Consider the following 23,811-nt stretch of genomic DNA (forward strand, 5'->3'; position numbering starts at 1 on the left):
GGTACCAGCTCTGTTTCGTATGTAGCCGTGCCAACGAACCCCTCGTACCCTGGGAAAGAGTTCGTTCGGAAGGGATGACATCGTGGTCCGGCAATGGTCAGGTAAAGAGGCCCGTGCCCTTCGCGATGCCAAAAGGATGAGCATCAGGCAGTTCGCGGCTCATCTCGGGGTGCATGAACGCCTGGTCTCGAAGTGGGAGGCCGGCGGCGTCCGGGTGCACCCACGTCCGATCAACCAAGCCGCGCTCGATACCTCCCTGGCCAGGTCCGACGACGTTGTGCGGGCACGGTTTGCGGCAATGATCGATCAGCCGATGGCCGATCGACCGACCGCGCCCGGATTCGATGCGCCCGCCGATACCTCGGCGCGCGCCCAATATTCGAGCGACGCGGACCTTTTGGCTCTCATAGACGCCGGTGCGATGAGAGGGGATGCGTTAGCAGCGATTTCGGAGAGGGATCTCATCATGGCGGCTGCCCATGAGGCCAGCGAGCACGCCGGCCAGGCCGAGAGCACGAATGTGGGTGCGACCACGTTGGACCAGCTCGACGCCGATGTCAGACGCATCGCGAACGATTATGTGCACGTGCCACCGGTGCCGATGATGGTGGAGATGCTACGGGTGCGCCGCCGGGTGTACCGGCTGCTGGAAGGCCATCAGCGCCCCGCCGACACCAGTCATCTGTACCTGTTGGCGGGCACCCTGTCGGGACTGCTCGCCAACGCGAGTACCGATCTGGGCTATTACGACGCGGCAGGCGAACAGATCAGAGCCGCGTGGGCCTATTCGGAATTGTGCGGCCACAACGGTTTACGAGCCTGGACCCGGGGCATGCACGCGCTCATCGAGTATTGGTCGGAACGGCCGCGCCGTGGTGTGCTGCTGGCGCAGAGCGGCCAGGAATTCGCCGAATCCGCCACGGCGAAGGTGCGTTTGCTCAATATCGAGGCCAGAATCTGGTCGCGCCTGGGCAATTCGACCGATGCCGATCGCTGCATCCGGGCGGCCGACGACGCGCGCGAGGTCACCGAGACCGACACGCTGCACGACGAGGTCGGCGGCGTGTTCGGCTTCAACGACGCGAAGGCGCAGTACTACGCCGGCGCCACCTACATCCATCTCGGTCAGGCGACGCCGGCGCTGGCGGCCACCCAGCGCGCCATCGAGCTGTACTCGAACGGACCGTCGGAGCAACGTTCCTATGGCGCCGAATCGCTGGCCCGGGTCGACTGCGCTGCGGCGCACCTGATCAACGGCAGTCTCGATGGCGCCGCCGAGGCGTTGCGGCCGGTGCTCGGGCTGGCCGAGGACAAGCGGATCGCGCAGCTGGAAGAGCGGTTGACCGGGGTGCGCCGGCGGATCGCGGGCCCGGACTTCCGGGACGCGGTCGGCGCGCGCTTCCTCGACGAGCGGATCGAGGAGTTCTGCGGCACGACGGCGGCGAAGGGGATACCTCCTGGCAACCCGGCTTCCTGAGGTGCTCGTCACAATCCGCCGCTCGGCGAGGGGGCGGTTCACGTCGTCCCGGTGAAATACCGGCAATCGGTGCGAGCTGGACGTTTATCGGCTTGCGCGCACCTGGCACGATGGGACGGGTGAGCCCCAGTCATCTACCGCATCGCCCGCCGCGCGTACTCGAGCAGTCCACGAAGCTGCAGAACGTCGTCTACGAAATCCGTGGACCGGTACACGCGCAGGCGGCACGGCTGGAGGCGGAGGGGCATCGCATCCTCAAGCTCAATATCGGCAACCCGGCCCCGTTCGGTTTCGAGGCGCCGGATGTGATCATGCGCGACATCATCGCGGCGCTCCCGTATGCCCAGGGCTACTCCGAATCCAAAGGCATCACCTCGGCCCGGCGCGCGGTGGTCACCCGCTACGAGCTGGTGCCCGGCTTCCCCGAACTGGACGTGGACGACGTCTACCTCGGCAACGGTGTCTCCGAGCTGATCACCATCACCATGCAGGCGCTGCTGGACAACGGCGACGAGGTGCTGATCCCGGCGCCGGACTATCCGCTGTGGACCGCGATGACCAGCCTGGCCGGGGGCACTCCGGTGCATTACCTGTGCGACGAGTCCAGCGGCTGGCAGCCCGATATCGCCGATATCGAATCGAAGATCACCGACAAGACCAAGGCGCTGCTGGTGATCAATCCGAATAATCCGACGGGCGCGGTGTATTCGGCGGAAATTCTGCAGCAGCTCGCCGATATAGCGCGCAAGCATCAATTGCTGCTGCTCGCCGACGAGATCTACGACAAGATCCTCTACGACGACGCCAAGCACGTTTCGATGGCCTCGGTCGCGCCGGATCTGCTGTGCCTGACCTTCAACGGTCTCTCCAAGGCGTACCGGGTGGCGGGGTATCGCTCCGGATGGCTGGCGATCACCGGCCCGAAGGAGCACGCGGCCGGTTTCCTGGAGGGGATCGATCTGCTCGCCTCGTCCCGCCTGTGCCCGAATGTGCCTGCGCAGCATGCCATTCAGGTGGCGCTCGGCGGTCATCAGAGCATCGAGGATCTGATCCTGCCCGGCGGGCGCCTGCTGGAGCAGCGCGACGTCGCGTGGGAGCGGCTGAACATGATTCCCGGTGTGTCCTGCGTGAAACCGAAGGGCGCGCTGTACGCGTTCCCCCGGCTGGACCCGAATGTGTATGAGATCCACGATGATTCGAAGCTGATCCTGGATCTGCTGCTGCAGGAGAAGATCCTGATGGTGCAGGGAACCGGCTTCAACTGGCCCAATCATGATCATCTGCGGATCGTCACGCTGCCGTGGGCCAGGGACCTCGCGGTCGCCATCGAGCGGTTCGGCAACTTCCTGTCCAGCTATCGCCAGTAGCTTGCTCGCCACCCTCCGGCAACTGGACCGCCCTGGTTTCGGCCCCTAAACATACCGAATGTATGAATACATGCGAGGTTTGGAGACTTCCCTAGCGCAAACGAAGTACTTTTGTGTACAGTAGGAATCGGCACTTTCGAGTGTCCGACCGAGTTGCCTACCCCCCTGGGTTAACTCGGTCTCGGGTTCGGCCGCCTACCCCCCTGGGCCGCCAGCCCTGTGGGCGGCGGAGACATCCCCCTGCTCTCCGCCGCCCCCTCCCGAACTTCCCCGCAAGTCAGCGGCTACCCCCTCGGCTGTTTCCGGTCGCAACTTGAAAATGAAATCCTTTAAGCTCTGCGCGTGACCGATCACCACCACCATCACCACGATCACTCCGGTCCCATCGCGATCGGCGACACCGCCGCCCGCGTGGTCATCGGACTGCTCACCGTCATCGGCATCGTGGTGCTGGCAGGCGCCTTCCTGCTCTGGCCGAGCAAACAGCACATCGACATCCCGCTGCCCATGCAGAACGCCGGCGGCGGCGCGGTGCAGACCGAGGCGGGCACGGTGGTCCTGCAAGACATCGGGCCGTGCGGCAGCGCCTCGATCGGCAAGGTCTTCGTGGAGAAGCCCGACGCCCCGCGCAACAACGCCTACACCTGCCAGCGCAGCCTCATCGATATCGAATCCGGGCCGCACAAGGGCAACCGCACCCTGCTCGAAATCGCCCCTGGCCCTGGCCAACCCGATCTGCATGCCGGAGACGAGCTGCGGCTCGTGCGCCAGACCGACCCGAGCGGCACGCCGATGTACTCCTTCGAGGACTACGCGCGCGGGCTACCGCTGACCCTGATCGTCGTCGCCTTCGTCGTGGTGATCGTGGCGGTGGCGCGCTGGCGCGGCCTGCGCGCGCTGCTCGGCCTGGTATTCGCGTTCGCGGTGCTGGTGCTGTTCATGCTGCCGGCGCTGCTGGACGGCAAGCCCGCCATCCCGGTCGCGCTGGTCGCGGGCGCGCTCATCCTCTACGCGGTGCTGTACCTGGCGCACGGGGTGAACCTGCGCACCAGCTCGGCCCTGCTCGGGACGCTGACCTCGATGATCGTCGCCGCGGTGCTGTCCTGGGTGGCGATCAAGATGACCAATCTCACCGGTCTGTCCGAGGAACAGAACACCAACGTCGCCACCTATATCGAACACGTCAGCATCACCGGATTGCTGCTGGCCGGCTTCATCATCGGTTCGCTCGGCGTGCTGAACGACGTCACCATCACGCAGGCCTCGGCGGCCTTCGAACTGGCTGCCATCGACAAGGGGGCGTCACGGCGGGAGGTCTTCACCGCGGCGATGCGGGTCGGGCGCGACCACATCGCCAGCACCGTGTACACGCTGGTGCTCGCCTACGCCGGTGGCGCGTTGCCGCTGCTGCTGTTGTTCAGCGTCGCGGGGCGTTCCATCCGGGACGTGCTGACCGGCGACGCCGTGGCCATCGAGATCGCCCGCTCGTCCGTCGGCGGTATCGCCCTGGCCCTGTCCGTCCCGCTGACCACCGCCATCGCGGTGATGCTCGCGCGCCCGTTCGGCAGCCACGCGCCGGTCGAGCCGCCGCGCCGGGCCCGGCACGCGCGGAACTGAGGACCGGCCGCGGCTAACGCGGCGGGGGCGGTGGGAAGGGGAAGACCTCGGGCGGGATCGTGGGCACCACGATCGGCGGAAGTCCCGGCACGACAATGGTGTTGGGGCCCTGGGTCGGTGGCGGCGGGGGCTCGGTGGTGGCCCGGCGCGGCGGCGGCGCGGCCACCGATTCCGCGGGCGTCTCCGACGGGGTCGCGGGGGCGACGGCGATCTGCGGGTCGAGCGTGGTGGTACGCGGCGACGTGGTCGTCGGCACGGTGGGCGAACCCTCGCTGTGCGAATCGCGTTGCAGTACTTGGGGACCGTAGCCCAGGCCCAGGCCGATCGCGGCGACCACCGCGAGCGCGCTGACGGTCAGCACCGCGCCGCTGATCTCGCGTTTGCCGCGCTTCTTCGGCGGCGTCGATAACCAGGCCGGGGATAATTCGTCGTCGAGCACCGCGCCGGGCGCCGCCGCCTCGGGCTGCACCGGCCGGGCGAGCAGCGCGGCCCCGCGGGCCACCACGGTCTCCGGGCTCTGCGGCACGATCACCGGAACACCCATCCAGCGTTCGAGTACTTTGGCCACCAACGGAATCCGGGCGCAGCCGCCGATCGCGAGCACACCGTGCACGGGGCGGTCGGAGCGGGTGATCACATCGCGCGCCATCCGCGCCGACGATTCGATCGCCAGCATGATCAGCGACTCGAAGTTCTCCTGCGCCAGTAACACCAGGCCCTGCTCGCTGGGGAGCGCGACCGCGGTGTTGCTGGATAGTTGTTCTTTGGCTTCGCGGCACAGCCCGTCCAGTGCGGCCAGCCCCGCCGCATCCGGCGGATGCGCGATCCGGCCGGAGGCGATCTGCTGTTCGCGGATCAGTGAGTCGAGGTAGTCGCCGCTGATATCGCTGGTGCGCTCGCTGTAGCGGATCTCACGCGACTGGGTGTCCACCACACTCACCGACAGGCCCGAGCTGCCGAGGTCGTAGACGACCAGCGAGGAGATGCCGCGGATATCCCCGGTGGACTGCGCGAATTCCAGCGCGGCGACCACCTCGGGGACGAGTTCGTAATTGGTCAGCTGCTGGCGGGCCATGGCCGCGCGCACCGCGCGGGCGTGCTGCTCGCTGCGGTAGGCGATCGCGGTGGCGGCGATGCCGGGCGTGGTCTCCAGCGTGACGCCGATGGCCTCGGCGGCCAACTCCTCGACCGTCTGGCCGACGACCGGAACGGTCTGCAGATCGAACGAATGCGGCTCGACGTGCCCGTGGGGGTTCGCGGTGTGTGGTCGCGCCATACGGACAGCGCCGGCCCCCACCGAAACTCCCAGTACCGAACTCATCAGCTGCCCATCTCGTTCACACTTCACGACATGCGAGCCAGCGCGAAGGCCCGCTCTCCGGACCATACCGTCGGCGAGCGTCTGTGCATACGGCAGGACCGTGCCTCCCGCCGCAGACCGCGCCGCCGCGCCGCAACTCTACGGGGTACCCAGTCCGGCGTACACCCATCCGGCTTCTCGCCAAATGGCACGATTGAGACAATTCCTCCCGTCGATGATCGACCGGGACCGCACCACTCGCTCCAGATCGGCCGGACGCAATGAGGTGAACTCGTCCCATTCGGTGAGCACCAAGACTACATCGGCGCGTTCGCACGCTTCCGCGATAGAGGTGGCGTAGTTGAGCGTCGGGAACACTCGGCGCGAATTCTCCAGTGCTTTCGGGTCATACACGGTCACCACCGCGCCGTGCAGCTGGATCATGCCCGCCACATTCAGCGCCGGGGAGTCGCGCACGTCATCGGATTCGGGTTTGAACGCGGCGCCCAGCACGGCCACGTTCGCGCCGAGCAGCGAACCGCCGCAGGCGCGCGCTGCCATGTCCACCACCTTGGTGCGGCGGCGCATGTTGATGTTGTCGACCTCGCGCAGGAACGCCACCGCGTGGTCGGCGCCGAGCTCGCCGGAGCGGGCCATGAACGCGCGGATGTCCTTCGGCAGGCAGCCGCCGCCGAAACCCAGTCCGGCATTGAGGAATCGGCGGCCGATACGGGCGTCGTAGCCGAGTGCGTCGGCCAGCATCGTCACGTCCGCGCCGGTCGCCTCGCACACCTCCGAGACCGCGTTGATGAACGAAATCTTGGTCGCGAGAAAAGCGTTGGCCGAGGCCTTCACCAATTCCGCGGTGGCCAGATCGGTGAGCAGGAACGGCACCTCGGCGGTGATCAGATCCGCGTAGACCTCGCGCACCAGCTGCTCGACCCAGGCTGCGGCGGCGCGTTCCCGATCCACGCCCAGCACAAGACGATCCGGGCGCAACGTGTCCTTCACCGCGAAGCCTTCCCGGAGGAACTCGGGGTTCCACGCCACCTCGACCTCGGCCGAGGTGAGCGCGCGGGCTCTGGTGCCGAGCGCGGTCGCGGTGCCGACCGGTACGGTCGACTTGCCGATGATCACCGACGGACGCTCCAGCATCGGGGCGAGCGTATCCACCACGGCGTGTACGTATTTCAGGTCCGCGGCGTATTCACCCTTCTTCTGCGGCGTGCCCACGCCGAGAAAGTGCACCTGCGCGTGCGCCGCGGCTTCGGCGTAGGACGTGGTGAATCGCAACCTGCCCGCGTCGAGATTGCGCCGCAGCACCTCCTCGAGACCGGGTTCGTAGAACGGCACCACCCCATCGGACAGCTTCGCGACCTTGCCCGGGTCGACGTCCACCCCGATCACGTCGTGCCCGAGTTCGGCCATGCACGCCGCGTGCGTGGCCCCGAGGTACCCGGTTCCGAAGACTGTGCATCGCATGATCGATTGATAAGCCTCCCCGATGGCCACACCACGTCACCGAGGCAAGGGTCATGGCAACGGTAGGTGTACATGTGGCGACGCAGCCCGGGTTGGCCGCCCTGACCTGCGGCGACACGGCTAGCATCGACGGGATGCGACGTTTGCGGTGGGCCGTGCTCGGCCTGGTCGTCGCCGTGTCGGTCGTGGCGGCGCTATGGCCGGTTTATGTCCGGCCGCGCACCGACGCCCCCGTTCCCGCCGACGCGATCCTGGTCCTCGGCGGGGCGCACGACGGTCGCGAACAGCTGGCGCTGCGCCTGGCTTCGGAGGGCTTCGCGCCCCGGGTCCTGATCTCGGATCCGTACGAGCACAGCACCCTGATCAATCGAATCTGCCACGGCAGCTACAGCTTCCAGGTGATCTGTTTCGACCCCGCGCCCCGCACCACCCGCGGCGAGGGGCGTTTTCTCGCGCGGATGGCGCGGGCCGGCGGCTGGCAGCGCGTCATCGTGGTCACCTTCACTCCGCACATTTCCCGGGCCCGCTACATCCTCGGCAAGTGCTGGTCCGGCGACCTGCTCTTCGTCGATCCCGAGCCGCACCTGTCCGTCCCGCGCTGGGCCTGGGACTACGCCTACCAGTCGGCGGGCTACGTCCGGGCGTTCTTCGAGGATTGTGACGCCTAGCTGGGGTTTCGCTGAAAATCGGCACCGGATCGGATTAATTGCTGGCAGGTGACATCAGTTTGCTACAGTGGCGGGAAACACGTAGGTCCTGTCTCGTTTCGGCTCCGGCCGATGGCGACGCACTGGTGCACACCCTCCGGGAGGGCTGATGGAATTCGACTGGTCAGCGGCCGATCTGGCATTTCGGGACGAGGTGCGGGCGTTTCTCGACGCCGAGCTGACGCCGGAGTTGCGCCGCGCCGGACGGTTGGCGACGAGCGTCTACCCCGATCACGAGGCCAGCATGCAGTGGCAGCGGATCCTGCACGAGCGCGGCTGGGCGGCGCCCGCCTGGCCCGTCGAATACGGCGGGTGCGCGTGGAGCCTGACGCAGCACTACATCTTCGCGCGGGAATCGACACTGGCCGGAGCGCCCGCGCTGTCCCCGATGGGGATCAAGATGGTCGCGCACGCGATCATCGCCTACGGGACCGAGGAACAGAAGGCGTTCTACCTGCCGCGCATCCTGACCGGGGAAGTCTTCTTCTGCCAAGGCTATTCGGAGCCGGAGGCGGGATCCGACCTCGCCGCGCTGACGATGGCGGCGGTCGAGGACGGCGACGACCTCGTCTGCACCGGCAGCAAGATCTGGACCACCCATGCCACCGAGGCGAATTGGATCTTCTGCCTGGTGCGCACCTCGCGGTCGGGAAAGAAGCAGCAGGGCATCACCTTTCTGCTGATCGATATGACCTCGCCCGGCATCGAGATCCGCCCGCTGGTGATGACCTCCGGCGAACAGGTGCAGAACCAGGTCTTCTTCGATAATGTCCGGGTACCGAAAAGCAATGTGCTCGGGCAGATCGACGACGGCTGGACCGTCGCCAAATACCTGCTCGTGCACGAACGCGGTGGTGCGATGGCGCCGTACCTACAGGCGATGGCGCAGGAAATCGGCGTCGAAGCGGCGCAACAGCCGGGGCCGGACGGCAATCCGCTGATCGATGATCCGGCGTTCTCGGCGCGCCTGGCGCAGGCGCGGATTCGCACCGAGGTGCTCGAAATACTGGAGTACCGCACGATTTCGGCGATGGCGCGAGGCAAGAACCCGGGACCGGCCTCGTCCATGCTGAAGATCCTCGCCACCGAGTTGAGTCAGCAATTGACCGAACTGGCTTTGACCGCCGCCGGTCCGCGCGCCCGGGTGTATCAACCGCATGCCACCAAGCCCGGTGGGCCGATCGCCGAATTCACCCCGCCCGCGGACGGGTATCACAGCGGCACCGAATGGCAGGCCGTCGCGCCGCTGCGTTACTTCAACGACCGGGCCGGCTCGATCTACGCGGGCAGCAACGAGATTCAGCGAAACATCCTCGCCAAAGCAGCATTGGGGCTCTGATGGACTTCACACTCACCGATGAGCAGGAACTGCTCCGCACCGCTCTCGCCGGCTTCCTCGGCGCGCGCTATGACCTGGAAAAGAGCCGCACCGCGGTCAAATCCGGGCCGGGCTGGCAGCCCGCGATCTGGCGCGCGTTCGCCGACGAACTCGGCATTCTCGGCGCGATCCTGCCCGAGCGGGTCGACGGGATGGGCGGTGGACCGGTCGAAATGATGGTCATCGCCGAGGAACTCGGCCGTGCGCTGGTCGTGGAGCCGTTCGTCGACACCGTCGTCGTCGGTGCCGGGCTGCTGAACCGCTCCGGTGGGGAACGCGCCGACGCGGTGCTGCGCCAGATCGCGGCGGGCGAGGCGCGCACGGCTTTCGCTGCGCTGGAGCCGACTTCGGGCCAGGCCTTGCACGACGTCGCCACCACCGCACGGCAGGACGGTGACTCGTGGGTGCTCGACGGCGCGAAGACCGTGGTGACCAGTGCGCCGCTGGCCACACATCTGCTCATCACGGCGCGCACCGCGGGTGATCGGCGCGATCAGCGCGGTATCTCGTTGTTCTGCATCGATTTCGACGCGGACCATCCGCCCGCCGGTGTCGCCGTGCACCCGTACCGGACCATCGACGACCGGGTCGCCGCCGACCTCACCTTCACCGATTTCCGTATGCCCGCCGACGCGTTGCTCGGCATCGAGGGAACCGCCTGGGTCGCAATCGAACCCACCGTCGACACCGCCATCGCGGCCATCGCCGCCGAAACCGTCGGCTGTCTGCGCACCGTGCTCGCCGACACCCTCGAATACGCCAAGCAGCGCAAGCAGTTCGGTCAGCCGATCGGCAGTTTCCAAGTGCTGCAACATCGCATGGTCGACATGTATATGGAACTCGAACAAGCCATCGCCGCCACCTACCTCGCGATCTACTCGCTCGCCGCCGAACCCCCGGCCCGCGCCCGCGCCGTCGCCGCCGCCAAGGTCACCGTCGCCCGCGCCGCCCGCTTCATCGGCCAGAACGCCGTCCAACTGCACGGCGCCATGGGCATGACCGAAGAACTGGCCATCGGCCACTACTTCAAACGCCTCACCGCCATCCAGTACGAATACGGCACCCCCGACCACCACCTCACCCGCTACGCCACCCTCACCCGCCCCTGAACCGAATCAGGCGGTCGAACCTACGCATTCGATATCAGTTCGACCGCCTCATGCATCCCATATCGCGTCGAGAGGACCTCGAGTAGCTCATCGACCGACTGCGGGGGATTGCAGTGCCGACGCGAGAGTCCCTGTACAGAGGTCAGCGCCCGGGCTGGATCGACGGCACAGGTATTCGCGGCGAACTCTGCTGCGCAGATAACCTGTAGTCCCACAGGTAGCAGGGCGGTCGGGAAGTCGCGCCGATTCTCGGTGACGATGGCTCCCGCAGCGCCGACCACGGCCGCAGCCACAACGTGTTCGTCATCGACGTCGGGGAGTCCGAACGAGCCCTCGAGCGGCTCCCACCCGCAGATGAGTGCGTCGTCGAACGCCGTCCTCATCCTCGCAACGAGCCTGGACGCTGTGGCTTGTGCGGAGTTCGGATCTTGGCCGCGGCGAACGAGTTTGCGAGCTTCGTGTCGTTCGAGCTCGTCCAGGATCGGACCGCTCCACAGCGGCCGATAGAGGTTCTCCACAGCCAGCGAGAGCAAGAAGTCGCGTTGCAGGCTCGGCCACAGGACGCAGGTGTCGAGCAGGGCACCGAACATCAGCCGCGCCGTTTTCGCGCAGCTTCCTTTCGGATCTCACGTAGCTCTGCCAGGACGGCTGTCGGATCTTCTTCGTCGTCCAATTCGAACGCGGTCGCGGCGAGTGCTTCGTACTGTCGGTGACGCCGTTGTTCCCGGTAAGCCAGGACGTCGGTGAGCAGTAACCTGCGTCGGGATCCGGTGCGTTCCGCGGGGATCTTGTTCGCATCGATCAGTCGGACCACGGTCGGTCGGCTGACGCCGAGTAAGTCCGCGGCCTGCTGGGTGGTCAGGGTCACGCTTTGCGGCGCGACCGTCACCGCCTTCCCGTCGCGCAGCGCGGACACCACTTGAACCAGGACACGGTGCAGGGACTCCGGGAGCTCTACTTGGTCTTGCTCGTCGGCACCGACCAGCAGGTATCGCGGCCGTACCGAGTCGCCATGGCGAGCTTCGTGCGCGGCCAGGAAACTGACCACTGGGGCCAGCTCTTCGGCTGGTTCGGGCAGGTATGTGTGCTGGCTCGAAGCTTCGGACGGCATGCTGCCACCTCCTTCGAACAAATCGTAACCTCTTTCGAAACGTTCGAAAGAGGAAGTTCTGACCGCTCGCGCGACGGGGCATAACAGTTCGGCCCGGGCGTGTCGCACGCCCGGGCCGAACTCATTGTTCAGTTGTTCAGTTCTTGCGTCCCGGGGCCTTCGCGCCGGACTTGAAGCCGAGGCCGCCTGGTTTGGCGGTGGGAGGTGTGGCTTCGCTGTTGCCGGTGCCGTTGGTGGGTTGGGGCGGCTCGGGGGTGGAGTCTTCGGCGGGGGACTCCGCGACGGGTTCGGGGTCGGCGGCGGGTGCCGGGTCGGCCGGGGTCGCGGGGGTGCCGGGTGCCTTGGGGCCGGGGCGCTTGAAGCCGGACTTCATGGCCAAACCCTTGGCGGGGATGGTCGGCTTGGTTTCGGTGGGTTCCGAAACCGGTTCGGCTGCGGGCGGTTCCGGGGTGGCCGGGCTCTCGGCCGCCGGAGCGGGCGCTGATGCGGCCGGCGCCTTGGCGCCAGGTGCTTTGGCGCCAGGTGCTTTGGCGGCACCCTTCATGCCGAGTCCCTTGACCGGCTTCGGCGCGGGAGCCGGTGCGGCGGAAGCGGACTCGGTGGCCGAGGCGGATTCGGCAGGGGTGGATTCGGCGGCGGGAGCGGATTCCGCGGCCGGTGCCGCCTTCGCGCCCGGCGCCTTGGCCGCGCCCTTCATCCCGAGTCCACCCGGCTTCTTGGCGGGGCCCTTCATGGCCAGACCCTTGACCGGCGGTGCGGTGGTCTCCGCGGCCGACTCTTCCGCGGCGGGTTCGGCTTTCGCGCCCGGCGCCTTGGCCGCGCCCTTCATCCCGAGTCCACCGGGTTTCTTGGCGGGGCCCTTCATGGCCAGGCCTTTGACCGGCGGTGCCGCTTCCGCGGTGGTCTCCTCGGCCTTGGCTCCGGGCGCCTTCGCCGCGCCCTTCATGCCGAGTCCGCCGCCGGGCGCCTTCGCCGGGCCCTTCATCGCGAGTCCGCCGCCGGCCGGCGCGGCCTTGGCCGCCGGGGTCTGCTGCTCCGGTTCGGGTTCGGGTTCGGCGACCTCTTCCACCGCAGGCGCTTTCGGCTCCTGCACGACGGTGAGGTTCTCGGTGAGGCGGGCCGGGTCGACCCGGTCGATGGCGTCGAGCATGAGCTGGGCGACGTCGACGACCTCGACCCCTTCGCCTTCACCCTTTTCCTGCCGGGCGGTGACGCCGTCGGTGAGCATGACGCGGCAGAACGGGCAGCCGGTCGCGATCTTGCCCGGCGTCGCGCCGCCGGCGCCGGTGAGGGTGTTGAGGCCCTCGTCGACGCGGTCGACGTTGATCCGCTTGCCGAGCTGTTCTTCCATCCACATGCGCGCACCACCGGCGCCACAGCACATGGAACGTTCGCCGTGGCGCGGCATTTCGACCAGCGTGGATCCGGAGGCTTCCATCAGTTCGCGCGGCGCGTTGTAGACCTTGTTGTGCCTGCCCAGGTAGCAGGGGTCGTGGTAGGTGACGTTCTGCGACACCGAGGCGACCGGGATCAGCTGCTTCTGCCGCACCAGGCGGTTCAGCAGCTGGGTGTGGTGCACCACCTCGTAAGTGCCACCCACCTGCGGGTATTCGTTGTTGAGCGCGTTGAAGCAGTGCGCGCAGGTGACGACGATCTTCTTTTTCTGCTGTTCGACGCCCTCGAACACCGAGTTGAGCAGTTCGATGTTCTGCGCGGCCAACTGCTGGAACAGGAACTCGTTGCCCGCGCGCCGGGCCGAGTCACCGGTGCAGGTCTCGTCGGCGCCGAGCACCATGAACTTGACGCCCGCGGTGGCGAGCAGTTCGGCGACCGCCTTGGTGGTCTTCTTCGCACGGTCTTCGTAGGCGCCCGCGCAACCGACCCAGAACAGGTAGTCGTATCCGTCGAAGCTGTCCGCGTCCTGACCGAAGACCGGGATCTGGAAGTCCAGCTCGTTGATCCAGTTGAGCCGGTCCTTGGAGTTCTGGCCCCAGGGGTTGCCCTTGTTCTCCAGGTTCTTGAACAGGCCCGCGAGCTCGGACGGGAACTCCGATTCGATGAGCACCTGGTAGCGGCGCATGTCGATGATGTGGTCGACGTGCTCGATATCCACCGGGCACTGCTCGACGCACGCACCGCAGGTGGTGCACGACCACAGCACCTCGGGGTCGATGATGCCGTTGGCCTCGAGCTCGCCCACCAGCGGACGTTCCGCCTCGGCCTTCGCCGCGTCGGAGATCTTGGCCAGCGCGGCCTCGTTCGGCGCGCCTTCGGCGTCGACCAGGCCGACCTCGTCGCCGCCCATGTCCTTGCGGCCGCCGGCCAGCAGGTACGGCGCCTTGGCATAGCCGTGGTCGCGCAGCGACATGATCAGCAGCTTGGGCGACAACGGCTTACCGGTGTTCCAGGCCGGGCACTGCGACTGGCAGCGGCCGCACTCGGTGCAGGTGGTGAAGTCGAGCCAGCCCTTCCAGGAGAAGTCCTCGATCCGTCCCGCGCCGAACGTGTCGTTGTCCGGGTCGGCGGTCTCCATGTCGATCGGCTTGCCCTTGGACATCATCGGCTTGACCGCGCCGAGCGCGACGCCGCCGTCGTCCTCACGCTTGAAGTAGATGTTCGGGAACGCCGAGAAGCGGTGCCACGCCACGCCCCAGTTGAGATTGCGCCCGACCAGGAACAGGAAGGTGCTGCCCGACATCAGCTTCACGAACGCGAACAGCGCGACCATCGTCGCGTTGGCCGGCAGCAGCTTGGCGACCTGCATGGTGAAGAAGTCGGTCCACGGGTTCGAGTGGCCGTAGACGGCGATCTTGCCTGCCTTGACCAGCACCATGCCGAGACCTTCGATGAGCACGATGGTCTCGATGATGTAGGCGGGACCGAACCGCGATCCGCTGAATCGGGACAGCCGTTCGGGCAGGCGCGGGTGGTTCAGTTGGCGGATCACGATCAGCACCAGGATGCCGATCACGGTGCCGATGCCGAGGATCTCGTCGGCCAGGTGGTAGATCGCCCAGTTGCCGATGATCGGCCAGTGGAATTCGGGATCGAAGGTCTGCCCGTAAGCCTCGAAGAAGAGGATGAACCCGGCCAGGAAGCCGATCATCACCAGCCAGTGGGCCCAGCCGACGGTGCGGAACTTCACCATGCGCGTGTGCGCCAGGAATTCCACGATCATCGTCTTGAAGCGGGGGAAGAACGGTCGCCAGCGGTCCGGCGCGCTCTGGCCGATCATGATGGTGCGCGCGATGTTTCGAACGCCGCCGACGAACGAGGCCCAACACAATAGGCTGAGCGCCGTCCCAATCGTGCCCAGCGTCACTGTCAGGGCATTCATGTCGCGACCTTTCTCTAGAGAGGCAACACGAGCGGGGGCAGTTCGGCCGCCCCGGTTGGCTCGTATCCTAACCGGCGGTAAGTTACCCACCGGTAACAACCACTGTCTACCGTACGATCGACGCCTGAGCTATGCCCCATCTTCCTGGGGCTTGACGCAGAATTTACCTGTGATGAACGTCACAAAAGGGTTGCCAATCCAACTGCGCGTTCGGGTGATCACCACCGTAAACGTCGAGCGAATCGGCTCTGTCGCTAAGGTCAGGCTTAGTCCGTAAGGCGCGTAATGCATCTCGCATCTGAGCGGCCGTTCGATTACGCTCACGACGTTCTGTCTACTGTGCCCGTCTCCGCACTGCTCGGGGAGGATCCGGGGCGACCGCCCGGATTTGATGAAGAGCTCTCGCGTGCCGCAGACCGGCCGGTGGACGACCTGATGATGGATTGGAAACTGAATGAACCTCCGCAGAACCACCGCGGGTGCCGCGTTGGTCATCGGCGCGATGACCATCGGTCTCGGGACCGCGCATGCCGAGCCTGTCGCCGCACCGGCAGACTCCGGCATCAACTACTCCGTCAAGCTGGTCGACAAGACGGTTGTCGCGTCGCTCAAGGGGGGCACCTTCTCGGTTACCGAGCAGGACGGAGCGACCGCCGAAGATCCCAAGCTCAGTGTTGCCAACGTGCGTGACGGTCAGGGCAACACCCTTGTTTCGTTCCCGCTCGAGGTCGACGTCGACGGCACCCTCGTCCCGGTCAAGACCGAGGTGAAGAAGGACGGCACCGTCCTCGAGATCACCCCGCAGAAGCCCGAGGGCCTCGTCGTCTCCGGCAAGCCGGTGGCCGCACGCCCGGCCGTGGCGCAGGACATCGCCTCGCCGATCGAGAACCAGCGGGCGCAGAACGAGTTCGCCAGCAAGTTCGGCATCGCGACCGCGATCGGCGGCTTCATCGGCACCGCGATCGGCGCCGTCGTCGGCTTCTTCCTCGGCCTGCCGATCTTCGGTGTCGGCGGCCTGCTCGGCATCCCGGTGGGCGCCGGTATCGGCGGCATCCTGGGCACCATCATCGTCGGTGGCCCGGCGCTGGTCGCCGCGGGCCTCGAGCTGATCAACACCATTCAGGCGCCGGACGGCACCACCCAGTGGGCGGACAAGCCGCAGCCGGTGAAGTAAGTTCTTTCGGTTCCATCGACTCGGCCCGCGCTCTTCGGAGGGCGGGCCGAGTCGTCGTTTCAGGCGGGCAATACCAGCGTGCCGCGCATCGATACCGTGCCCTTGGGCCGCCCGAACAGCCCGAAGGTCCGCTCCGCCATCTCGAACGACCCGTCCTCCCGCACCAGCAGCACCGTGCTCGCGCGGGTGCCGTGCACGCCGTCGGCGATGAACCGGGACGACAGCCTGCGCTCCATCCGCTTGGGCACGCCGGTGTCCGGCAGGTCCGCGTCCGCGGCGCGGGTGCGGTCCGCGAGCACCTCGAAATAGCGCGCCACCGTGCCCGGCTCGGACGCCACCACGGCCCGCAGGTCGGCTACGCCACTGCGTACCTTGGGCCAGATCGGCTGTGGGGCGGTCAAATCCGTGTCCGGTGGGTTCGGCCCTACCGAGCTGACGAACGGGGCGTTGGAGAGGCCGTGGAAGCCGGGCGTGAGTTCCTGCGGCGGCGCGGCGCTGCGGTTCGAATGCCACCACAGCGTGTCCAGGTCCGACACCACCAGGTTGTAGCCGTTGTAGTCGTCGGGCGCGCCCGCGACGTCGAGGACGTACTTCTCCGGGCCTGGGAACTCGCCGCCGGCGCGCTGCTGCGACGAGCCCCGCAGGAAATCCATCAGCAGCGCGCCGCGCGAACGGGCGTCGGCGCGCTCGTCTTTCGGGTTGCGCACATTGGTCACGGTCGCGAATCGGTTGTGGCGCAGCGGCTCCTGCTGATCGGGCGCGGTCGCGCCGAGTCCGAGCCAGGTGCCGGGCGGATCGTTCGCGGACTTGTTCTTCGCGCCGAGGTCGCGGCCCGCGAGCAGGCCGGGCAGCTCCGGCCACCAGCGCATGGACTCGGTCGGCCGGGTATAGAACTCGTCCCGATTGGCCGCGACGATCAACCGATACTCCGGATGGGCGCGCCAGCCGATCAACACCAAACACATGCAGTCCAGGATGCCGCAACGATGCCGGGCACAGCACCGCATTCGCCGTCGGAACGGGCCCGCAAGGCCAGTGGAAAGGTGCCCGAGACAGCGAAAAGGCCGACCGCGCGAACGCGGCCGGCCCTTTGCGTCGGAGAAACTAGTTGGTGCGCAGCTTCAGACCGGGGTTGTCCGAGAGCACCACGTGCACCGGCTGCGCGAACAGCTGCGGTGCGTTGCCGGTGAGGGCGCCGATCAGGTTGGGGATCTCGCAGATCGGGTAGTCGGCCACCGACGACGCGCTGGAGATGCCGAGCGCCAGACGACCGGTCACGATCGGACCGCCGCTGTCACCGGGCAGCGCGCAGATGTTGGCCGAGAACGCCTGGGTCAGTTCACGCTCGCCCACCTGCACGGTCTGGTCGACCGCGTTCACCACGCCGCAGCTGAAGCCGGTCCGCGAACCGGACTTGCAGACCGGTGCGCCGACGACCGGGGTCGCGACGCCTTCGATCCGGATGGACGCGGCGCCGGGCACCCGGACCTCGTTGTTGCTGAAGCGATCCCGGGACTGGTCGGCGATTCGCACGATCGAGTAGTCCTGCTCGCCGAGTACCGACTTCTGGAACCGGCCGAGCTCGGTGCCGAGCCGGTCGCCGTTGAGCTCGTGGATCCGCGCGGCGTTGTCGTTGCCCGCCGACGGCAGATCCGGGTTGCAGTGGCCCGCAGTGACATTCACGATGTTGCCATTGCGGTCGGTGCCGTTGAAGCCGAGCGAGCAGCGCAGCGAGGTGCGGCCCGCGACCGAGGCGTAGCCGTCGCCGCCGGCCAGCACACCGGTTCCGGCACCGGCGATTTCGCTCGCCTGCGGCAGCGTCGCCTGCTCACCGGCCACCGGCGGGGCCATCACGATGACCCGGGACGGGTCGATGAAGTTCGGCATCGGCAGGCCGATCTTGTCGACGCGCACCGCGATGCTGTTGTTGATCGTGTCCACCACGACGCCGCGCACCAGCGAGGAGACCGCCTCGGGCTGGCCCTCCAGCCACCGCTCGAACGCGCTCTTCTCACCACGCAGCGCGGTCTCGCTCTTGGCCACGTTGCGCACCTCGAAACCGGCTGACTGCGCGGCCTTTCGGGCTTCGTCGGCACCCGGCCCCTGCGCCAGTGCCACGACCGCCTTGCCGCTCTCGTCGAGCCACGAGCCGCCGAACACGGCGGGGTACTGCCGCTGGGCGGTGGTGGCGAACGCGGCGACCTGCTGGGCCACGTCGGCGCGGTGCAGGTACTCCTCCGGCGAGATCTTCAGATCACGGGCGATCGCGCTGACGAGCTCTGCGGGCAGATTCGACGCGGGATCGGGTTGTGCAGACGCTACTGCCGTCGGTCCGAACAGCAGTATCGCCGCCGAAGCGGCGATCACTGATTTTCGGACCCGGGTCTGTCGCGCAGCTGATCGGAGATGACCTATACGTGGCAGGAGCATGCCCAGACTATATGGGCTCGAGCCCGCTATGCCTACTTATACCGAGCCTCGGGTTCGCACCGAGATCCCGCTGCCGACGCCGCCGCCGGACGAGGCGTCGATATCGGCCAGGATCGGCCGGATCGGAATGCCGAGGCTGGCGGTGCCGCCGTACTGCGCCAGCGCGATATTGGCCTCGTTGCAATCGGGGGCCTCGGCCGCGTTGGAGCCGCTGGTGATGCCGAGGGCGAGTGTGCCGGACACGATCGCGCCGCCGCTGTCCCCGCCGAGGGTGCAGGCCGAGCTGGCGAAGCCGCGCACGACCTTGCTCTCGCCCTCCGCGGTGTAGAGCTGGGTCTCGACCCGGTCGGCCACCACGAAGCCACAGGTGAAGGTGGAGGACTGCCCGGTCTTGCACACCGGCGCGCCGGTGATCGGGTCGGCGGTGCCGGTGATCGACAGCGTGGTGCCGTTGGCGCCGCGCACGGTCGGCTGGTCCATGCCGGCGCGCACGGCGCGCTCGTTCAGCTTGATCACCGAGTAGTCCAGTGCGCTCTGCCCGCCCAGCTTCGCCTGGACGAACGTGCCGAGCTCGGGGCTGGCCGGGATGTCCTTGACGTTGGGGAAGTAGACGGTGGCCGCCTGGCTGTCCTTGCCGACGTTCGGATCGCAGTGTCCCGCACTGATGTTCAGCGCGTTGCCGGCCGCGTCGACGCTGTTGAAGCCGAACGAGCAGACGTCGACGCCCTTCAGCGAGGCGTCGCTCAGCGGGATCGGGGCGCTGATGTAGGTGTCGCCGCCCATCGGCCGCCGCTCCACCGCGCCCCCGCTGCCGGGGGAGAGGATGACCTTGACGTTGGCGATCAGGGTCGGCAGGTTCAGCAGGTGGCCCGCGGGGGTGTTGGCGACGCTGAGCACCAGCTGGCTGTTGAGGAAGTCGATGGCGACCGAGTTGATCGCGGTCGAGATCTCCCGGGGCAGGCTGGTGATCCACTGGTTCAGCTGCATCAGCGAGCCCTCCAGTCCGTCGGCCGAGACGGGGGCGAGCCTGGTCTGGTAGCCGTCGGCGGAGGCGATCTTGGCGGCGTCGAGCGAGGTGACCGCGACGATGGGTTTGCCGTCGGCGCCGATCCACGCGCCCGCGAACGCCTCGGGACGCTCGGAGCGGAAATCGCGGGCGTAGTCGCGCAGTTGCTGTGCGCGGGCGGCCCGGTCCAGGTATTCGGTCGGCGTCATCTTCAGGTCGCGCGCGATGGCCTGCGCCAGTTCGGGCGGCAGCGTATCGGCGGTGAGCTGCGCGGGGGTCGCCGGCGCCGCCGCCGCGGTGGTCGTGCCGAGCAAGGGAGCGAGGAAAACGGTCGAAGCGATAGCGACAGCTTTGACCGCGGCGCGGCGCGCCACCAACTTGCGCATGAAATCCCTTCGTGGCACGAAAGTGCCAGCTAAATCCGCGGCAACGGGCCTGGAATCCGTTGGCTCACAGTCGTCCTCCAGCAACAGACCGAGCGCCGGGAATTCATCCGACAACACCGGTCAGCGCATCACTTTAAGGCACAAACCGGGGAAGGGCTCTACTAATCACCGACTGCCCGGTATCTGCAGGCCAGGGATGGACGGGATCTCCGGCAACGGCTGGAACGGCGAGGACTTCGACGGCTTCGGGCGCGTCGTCGGCGTCGGCGTCGTCGTCGGCGGTTCGGTGGTCGGCGGCGGGGGTGGCGGAGGCGGCGGCTCGCTCGTTTCCGGCGGTGTGGTCGCCGTGACGGTCACCGGCGGTTCGGTGGTCGGCGGGGTGGACGGCACGGTCGGGAAGTTGACCGGCGGCGCGGCCGGAGTGGGGCTCACCGTCACCTGATCGGACTTGGCGTCGCGCAGCGGCGGCACCGGAGTGTCGCTCTGCTCGCGGAACAGCACGGCCACCGCGAAGCCGCCCAGCACGAGCCCGATCAGCGCCGCGGCCCCGATCAGCAGCGGCAGCTGCTTGCGGTCCTTCTTCGGTTCCGGCTGCTCGGTCTCGGTGTGCTGCTCCGGCTCCCCGGCCTCGGTCGTCGGCAGCGGCTCGGCCAGCGGGATGGCCGCCGAATACGCCTGCGGCTGCGCCTCGGACGCGGGCACCGCCGGAATGATCACGGTGTCCACCGTCGAGTTCTCGGCGTGCGTCGGGTCGGGCGGCGTGCTGCCCGCGGGCGTGGACAGTACCGCGGCCAGTGCGGCGCGGGCCGCGTCGTAGGCGTACGTGCCGCCCGGTTCCGCGGCCCCCGCGCTCGGCAGCTCGGCCTCGCTGACCAGCAGCACCGAACGCAGTCCCAGGTAGTCCAGCGCGTCCCGCAGCGCCTGGATGTATTCGCGGGGCCAGTCACCCGGATGCGTGGCGTAGAACTCGGCGGCGCCGTTGAGATATTCGGCCGTGAGGTTGATCAGGCAGAACAACGCGGTCGCGACGAGGTCTTCGGCCCGATAGGCCTCACCGTCGTCGACCGCGAGACCGGCCGGATCGCCGACGGCGCGCACGAAGCCCGTGATCGCGTGGGCGTTCCCGTCCGGCGGCGCTTCGCCGAGCGCGGCGTCGCCGTCGTCGGACATGTACAGCACCGACTCACGGACGATGAGCAGCGGCTCATCGCCGCTGTCGGTGACGATCGCCGCCGTGCACTCGTCCTCGGCGATGCGCAGGCCCACCCCTGTGGCCATCCTCAATACCTCGCTTCGGCGTCCGGCTGACGAATCCGCACTCTGTGCACCAGTGCTGGATCACACCAGCAGTGAGCCGTGTCCCATGGCACGGAGCATCGACAATAGCTCCGATCGGGACCGCGCACCGATCCGGCGTCGAATACGGGCGACATGATGCTCCACGGTCTTGGCGGAAATGTACAGACGCGCGCCGATCTCGCGGTAGGTGAGGCCGAGTAACACCAGTTCGGCGACTTCGCGTTCGCGCTCACTGAGGATCGCGGCCGGCTCCCCGATCGCCGGATCGGGGACGGGCGGCGTGCCTTCCCGCACCACGGGCTGCGGCGGCGCGACGCTCGGTTCCTGCGGCTTCGCGTCGGCGCGGACCGTACGGGCCAGCTTGAGCAGCGCGGTGGCCGTGGCCGAATCGGCGGCGCCGAGTGCGGCCTCGCTGGCGAGCCGGGCGGCGTCCCAGGTCATGCCGATCTCGCTCAGCCCGGCCACGGCCGTCGCCACCGGCGCCGCCGAGACCTGTCCGCGCAGCACGAGCACCCAGGTGCGGCCCGCGTCGGCGAGGATGGCGGCGTGCCGGTCACCCGCCTCGGCGGCCGCCTTCAATGCTTTGGCGTGCGGCACCAGTTCCTGCGGGCTCTCGTGCAGGATCGCGGCCTGCACGCCGTACCAGTGGAAGGCGTTCGCCCAGGGCGGTGGTTCGGCCACCCGGCGCAGCAGCGCGAGCGCGGCGTCGACCAGCGGCGCGATCCGGCGTTCGTCGCGTAGCCGGATGCCCGCCAGCCACAGCTCACCGATCGGCAGCAGGGTGAGCAGGTCGGTCTCGACGTCGTCGAACATCGGATGCGCGGACTGCCAGGCTCGGGCCAGCGCGACGTGGTCGCCGGTGCGCCGGGCCAGGCCGACGGCGACACCGTGCGCGAGCAGCCGGTCGCGTGGGTCGAGCGAATCGTGCTCGAGCGTGGCGACGGTGGCGGCCGCGGCGCGCTCGTCGCCGCCCAGCATCGCCGTCCAAGCGGCGAGCACCTGCAGTTGATGGCAGCGCAGACCGCTGGCGGTGGCGCGGCGCAGTGCGTCACCGGCCCGGCGCGGTTCGCCGGTGCCGAGGCACAGCAGCGTCGCGATGGACACCGCGGTGCACGGGAGGAAGCGGTCGACGCCGGAGTCCGCGTGCGCGGCCTGCACGAGCGCGGAGACCGCCGCGGCGGAGCGATTCGCGGATCGCGGTGCTGCGTCCGGGGTTTCGTGGCCGGTCAGGGTGTCCGCGAGCGCACCCGCGATCAAGCGGGCGTGCGCGGTGGCCTCGGTCGGCGGCCACTGGGTCGCCGAGGCGGACATCTGCGCCGCGCCCGCCACGTCGCCCGCGAGCGCGAGCACCGTGGCGCCGACGGCCCAGTCCGCGCCGACCCGCTGTGCGCCGAGCCACGAATACAGTTGTGCCGCACGGGCGACCAGTCCCCGCCGGGTCAGCACGGCGGCGCAGATCCGCACCGCGTCGGCGAGCTCCGCGCCGGAGACACCGGGGCGGGCGAGCACCGGCTCGGCCAGGCGCATGGCGGTCTCGCCGTCCCCGTTGCGTCCCGCTGCCTCCGCCCAGCGCAGCGCGATGCGGTCCGGGTCGGCACCGGTCGCAGCGGCCGCCGCGTAGTAGCGCACCGCCTCCCGGCCCGCCTTTTCCGCTGCCGTGGTGAGGAATTCGGCCAGGCGCGGGTCGCGTACGCCCGATTCGGCCAGCAGCAGCGCGGTGTGGTCGCGCAGCAGGCCCGCGTCCAACCGCGCACCGAGCAGTTTGCGCTGCACGCCGACGAACCGGCGATCGCCGAGCAGGGTGCGCAGCGGTCCGACCGCGGGGGTGAGCAGCAGGTCCGCGTCGGTGACCAGGGCGCTGGCCCGGGCTCGATCGATGAGCTGCTGCGCGGCAACGGGTTCCACGCCCAGCACCTCGGTGAGCTCACTGGCGTCCAAACCGGTGCCCGTGGTGGCGACGACGAGGGTCTCCAGCAGATCCGGCTCCAGGTTGTCCAGCAGGGCGCGGGCCCACGCGGCGACGGCGGCGTCGACCGCGTTGATGCCCGCGTCCAGGCGGGCAGAGCAGGCGGCGGTCAGCGCGGCGACGACGCCACCGCGGATGCCGTCGGTCTGGCGGTGGATGTGCTGGGCCACCTGGCGCGGCACCATCATGCCGAGTTCCCGGGCGAACGGCGCGATATCGGTGACGCCGAGCGCGCGCAGTTCGACCACCCGGCCGCGCCGGGCCACGGTGTCGGCCAGGACGCGCAGCCGCGGATCGTGCGGACGCTGCTGGGTGGCCAGCACCACCGTGCGCGTCCCGGATTCGATGGCGGTGCAGAGGAAGTCGAGATCGGACTGACTCAGCGTGTGCGCGTTGTCGATGACCAGGGCCGGGCGGGGCGTCGTTGCCGTGCGGGTGCCGCCGAAACCGTTGCCCGCGACCGGGATCGGGTCCGCGGTCGCGGTGACCAGCGCGTCCTGTAGCGGGATGCCGCGGGCCCGCAGCCTGGTGCGAATCTCGTTGAGCAGGGTCGACTTACCGGTTTGTGAGCGGCCGCGGATCAGATAGACGATCGGCTCCCGATCGGCGGTCTCCAGCTCCCGCAGGATCTCCCGCGCCGACGGCAGCGTGTCGAAGGCGATATC

General features: G+C 68.2%; 17 protein-coding genes. 7 read left to right on the top strand and 10 right to left on the bottom strand.

Annotated elements, in window-relative coordinates; all coding sequences use genetic code 11:
• Positions 1–466: 466 nt before the first annotated feature.
• The 3 genes from NBRGI_RS33210 to NBRGI_RS33220 all read left to right on the top strand — a co-directional run bounded on the left by NBRGI_RS33210 (position 467) and on the right by NBRGI_RS33220 (position 4,461).
• Positions 467–1,477 carry an XRE family transcriptional regulator gene (locus NBRGI_RS33210; protein ID WP_226887134.1) on the top strand — a complete coding sequence of 337 codons (1,011 nt, stop codon included), beginning with the start codon at positions 467–469 and terminating at the stop codon, positions 1,475–1,477.
• Positions 1,478–1,587: 110 nt separating this feature from the next.
• Positions 1,588–2,844: a pyridoxal phosphate-dependent aminotransferase gene (locus tag NBRGI_RS33215; protein WP_029901133.1), complete on the top strand. Its 1,257-nt coding sequence runs from the start codon at positions 1,588–1,590 to the stop codon at positions 2,842–2,844.
• A gap of 342 nt (positions 2,845–3,186) precedes the next feature.
• A complete protein-coding gene (locus tag NBRGI_RS33220) occupies positions 3,187–4,461 on the top strand; it encodes a YibE/F family protein (RefSeq protein WP_029901134.1) in 1,275 nt (424 codons plus the stop codon).
• A 13-nt stretch (positions 4,462–4,474) separates the two neighbouring features.
• Here NBRGI_RS33220 and NBRGI_RS33225 read toward each other — a convergent pair whose 3' ends face one another.
• Together NBRGI_RS33225 and NBRGI_RS33230 are read right to left on the bottom strand one after the other, a co-directional pair.
• Positions 4,475–5,737 carry an Hsp70 family protein gene (locus NBRGI_RS33225; protein WP_029901135.1) on the bottom strand — a complete coding sequence of 421 codons (1,263 nt, stop codon included), beginning with the start codon at positions 5,735–5,737 and terminating at the stop codon, positions 4,475–4,477.
• Between the two features lie 183 nt (positions 5,738–5,920).
• Positions 5,921–7,243 carry a UDP-glucose dehydrogenase family protein gene (locus tag NBRGI_RS33230; RefSeq protein ID WP_029901136.1) on the bottom strand — a complete coding sequence of 441 codons (1,323 nt, stop codon included), beginning with the start codon at positions 7,241–7,243 and terminating at the stop codon, positions 5,921–5,923.
• A 134-nt stretch (positions 7,244–7,377) separates the two neighbouring features.
• Between NBRGI_RS33230 and NBRGI_RS33235 the strand changes: the two genes are divergently transcribed.
• The 3 genes from NBRGI_RS33235 to NBRGI_RS33245 all read left to right on the top strand — a co-directional run bounded on the left by NBRGI_RS33235 (position 7,378) and on the right by NBRGI_RS33245 (position 10,437).
• On the top strand, positions 7,378–7,911 hold the full coding sequence (locus tag NBRGI_RS33235) for a YdcF family protein (protein WP_029901137.1): 534 nt from the start codon (positions 7,378–7,380) through the stop codon (positions 7,909–7,911).
• Between the two features lie 148 nt (positions 7,912–8,059).
• Positions 8,060–9,289 carry an acyl-CoA dehydrogenase family protein gene (locus tag NBRGI_RS33240; RefSeq protein ID WP_029901138.1) on the top strand — a complete coding sequence of 410 codons (1,230 nt, stop codon included), beginning with the start codon at positions 8,060–8,062 and terminating at the stop codon, positions 9,287–9,289.
• Complete coding sequence (locus tag NBRGI_RS33245) at positions 9,289–10,437, top strand: acyl-CoA dehydrogenase family protein (protein WP_029901139.1); 1,149 nt, start codon at positions 9,289–9,291, stop codon at positions 10,435–10,437. Before NBRGI_RS33240 ends, NBRGI_RS33245 begins: the two co-directional genes overlap by 1 nt.
• A gap of 20 nt (positions 10,438–10,457) precedes the next feature.
• Here the strand turns inward: NBRGI_RS33245 and NBRGI_RS33250 are convergent, their stop codons facing one another.
• The 3 genes from NBRGI_RS33250 to NBRGI_RS33260 form a co-directional block, all read right to left on the bottom strand.
• Entirely contained in the window at positions 10,458–11,027 is a 570-nt protein-coding gene (locus NBRGI_RS33250; protein WP_029901140.1) for a PIN domain-containing protein, read from the bottom strand.
• Complete coding sequence (locus tag NBRGI_RS33255; RefSeq protein WP_029901141.1) at positions 11,027–11,548, bottom strand: helix-turn-helix domain-containing protein; 522 nt, start codon at positions 11,546–11,548, stop codon at positions 11,027–11,029. The genes NBRGI_RS33250 and NBRGI_RS33255 overlap by 1 nt, the downstream gene beginning before the upstream one ends.
• 136 nt (positions 11,549–11,684) lie before the next feature.
• Positions 11,685–14,885, bottom strand: coding sequence for a (Fe-S)-binding protein (locus tag NBRGI_RS33260; protein WP_029901142.1), 3,201 nt, complete (start codon positions 14,883–14,885; stop codon positions 11,685–11,687).
• A 454-nt stretch (positions 14,886–15,339) separates the two neighbouring features.
• Here NBRGI_RS33260 and NBRGI_RS33265 point away from each other — a divergent pair, with 454 nt between their 5' ends.
• The gene (locus tag NBRGI_RS33265; protein WP_029901143.1) at positions 15,340–16,059 is read left to right on the top strand and encodes a hypothetical protein; all 720 of its coding nucleotides are present in this window, start codon (positions 15,340–15,342) and stop codon (positions 16,057–16,059) included.
• Between the two features lie 59 nt (positions 16,060–16,118).
• On the opposite strand, the gene NBRGI_RS33270 is transcribed toward NBRGI_RS33265, so the two are convergent.
• From NBRGI_RS33270 to NBRGI_RS33290, 5 genes are all read right to left on the bottom strand, one after another.
• Entirely contained in the window at positions 16,119–17,024 is a 906-nt protein-coding gene (locus tag NBRGI_RS33270; RefSeq protein WP_029901144.1) for an NRDE family protein, read from the bottom strand.
• Between the two features lie 139 nt (positions 17,025–17,163).
• The gene (locus NBRGI_RS33275) at positions 17,164–18,426 is read right to left on the bottom strand and encodes a S1 family peptidase (RefSeq protein WP_029901145.1); all 1,263 of its coding nucleotides are present in this window, start codon (positions 18,424–18,426) and stop codon (positions 17,164–17,166) included.
• Between the two features lie 99 nt (positions 18,427–18,525).
• Positions 18,526–19,881, bottom strand: a complete 1,356-nt coding sequence (locus NBRGI_RS33280) for a S1 family peptidase (protein WP_029901146.1) — start codon at positions 19,879–19,881, stop codon at positions 18,526–18,528.
• Positions 19,882–20,046: 165 nt separating this feature from the next.
• A complete protein-coding gene (locus NBRGI_RS33285) occupies positions 20,047–21,159 on the bottom strand; it encodes a hypothetical protein (protein WP_029901147.1) in 1,113 nt (370 codons plus the stop codon).
• Positions 21,160–21,219: 60 nt separating this feature from the next.
• The coding region (locus NBRGI_RS33290; RefSeq protein WP_235211178.1) for a LuxR C-terminal-related transcriptional regulator at positions 21,220–23,811 on the bottom strand (2,592 nt) is incomplete at its 5' end.

The organism is Nocardia brasiliensis IFM 10847, assembly GCF_000710915.1.
In the GTDB taxonomy this organism is placed as follows: Bacteria; Actinomycetota; Actinomycetes; order Mycobacteriales; family Mycobacteriaceae; genus Nocardia; species Nocardia brasiliensis_A.

Excerpts from the sequence above, each read along its gene's own strand:
- NBRGI_RS33210 (WP_226887134.1), top strand. The coding sequence starts at position 467 with ATGGCGGCTGCCCATGAGGCCAGCGAGCACGCCGGCCAGGCCGAGAGC.
- NBRGI_RS33215 (WP_029901133.1), top strand. The coding sequence starts at position 1,588 with ATGGGACGGGTGAGCCCCAGTCATCTACCGCATCGCCCGCCGCGCGTA.
- NBRGI_RS33225 (WP_029901135.1), bottom strand. The coding sequence starts at position 5,737 with ATGGCGCGACCACACACCGCGAACCCCCACGGGCACGTCGAGCCGCAT.
- NBRGI_RS33230 (WP_029901136.1), bottom strand. The coding sequence starts at position 7,243 with ATGCGATGCACAGTCTTCGGAACCGGGTACCTCGGGGCCACGCACGCG.
- NBRGI_RS33235 (WP_029901137.1), top strand. The coding sequence starts at position 7,378 with ATGCGACGTTTGCGGTGGGCCGTGCTCGGCCTGGTCGTCGCCGTGTCG.
- NBRGI_RS33240 (WP_029901138.1), top strand. The coding sequence starts at position 8,060 with ATGGAATTCGACTGGTCAGCGGCCGATCTGGCATTTCGGGACGAGGTG.
- NBRGI_RS33245 (WP_029901139.1), top strand. The coding sequence starts at position 9,289 with ATGGACTTCACACTCACCGATGAGCAGGAACTGCTCCGCACCGCTCTC.
- NBRGI_RS33250 (WP_029901140.1), bottom strand. The coding sequence starts at position 11,027 with ATGTTCGGTGCCCTGCTCGACACCTGCGTCCTGTGGCCGAGCCTGCAA.
- NBRGI_RS33255 (WP_029901141.1), bottom strand. The coding sequence starts at position 11,548 with ATGCCGTCCGAAGCTTCGAGCCAGCACACATACCTGCCCGAACCAGCC.
- NBRGI_RS33260 (WP_029901142.1), bottom strand. The coding sequence starts at position 14,885 with ATGAATGCCCTGACAGTGACGCTGGGCACGATTGGGACGGCGCTCAGC.
- NBRGI_RS33265 (WP_029901143.1), top strand. The coding sequence starts at position 15,340 with ATGAACCTCCGCAGAACCACCGCGGGTGCCGCGTTGGTCATCGGCGCG.
- NBRGI_RS33270 (WP_029901144.1), bottom strand. The coding sequence starts at position 17,024 with ATGTGTTTGGTGTTGATCGGCTGGCGCGCCCATCCGGAGTATCGGTTG.
- NBRGI_RS33280 (WP_029901146.1), bottom strand. The coding sequence starts at position 19,881 with ATGCGCAAGTTGGTGGCGCGCCGCGCCGCGGTCAAAGCTGTCGCTATC.
- NBRGI_RS33285 (WP_029901147.1), bottom strand. The coding sequence starts at position 21,159 with ATGGCCACAGGGGTGGGCCTGCGCATCGCCGAGGACGAGTGCACGGCG.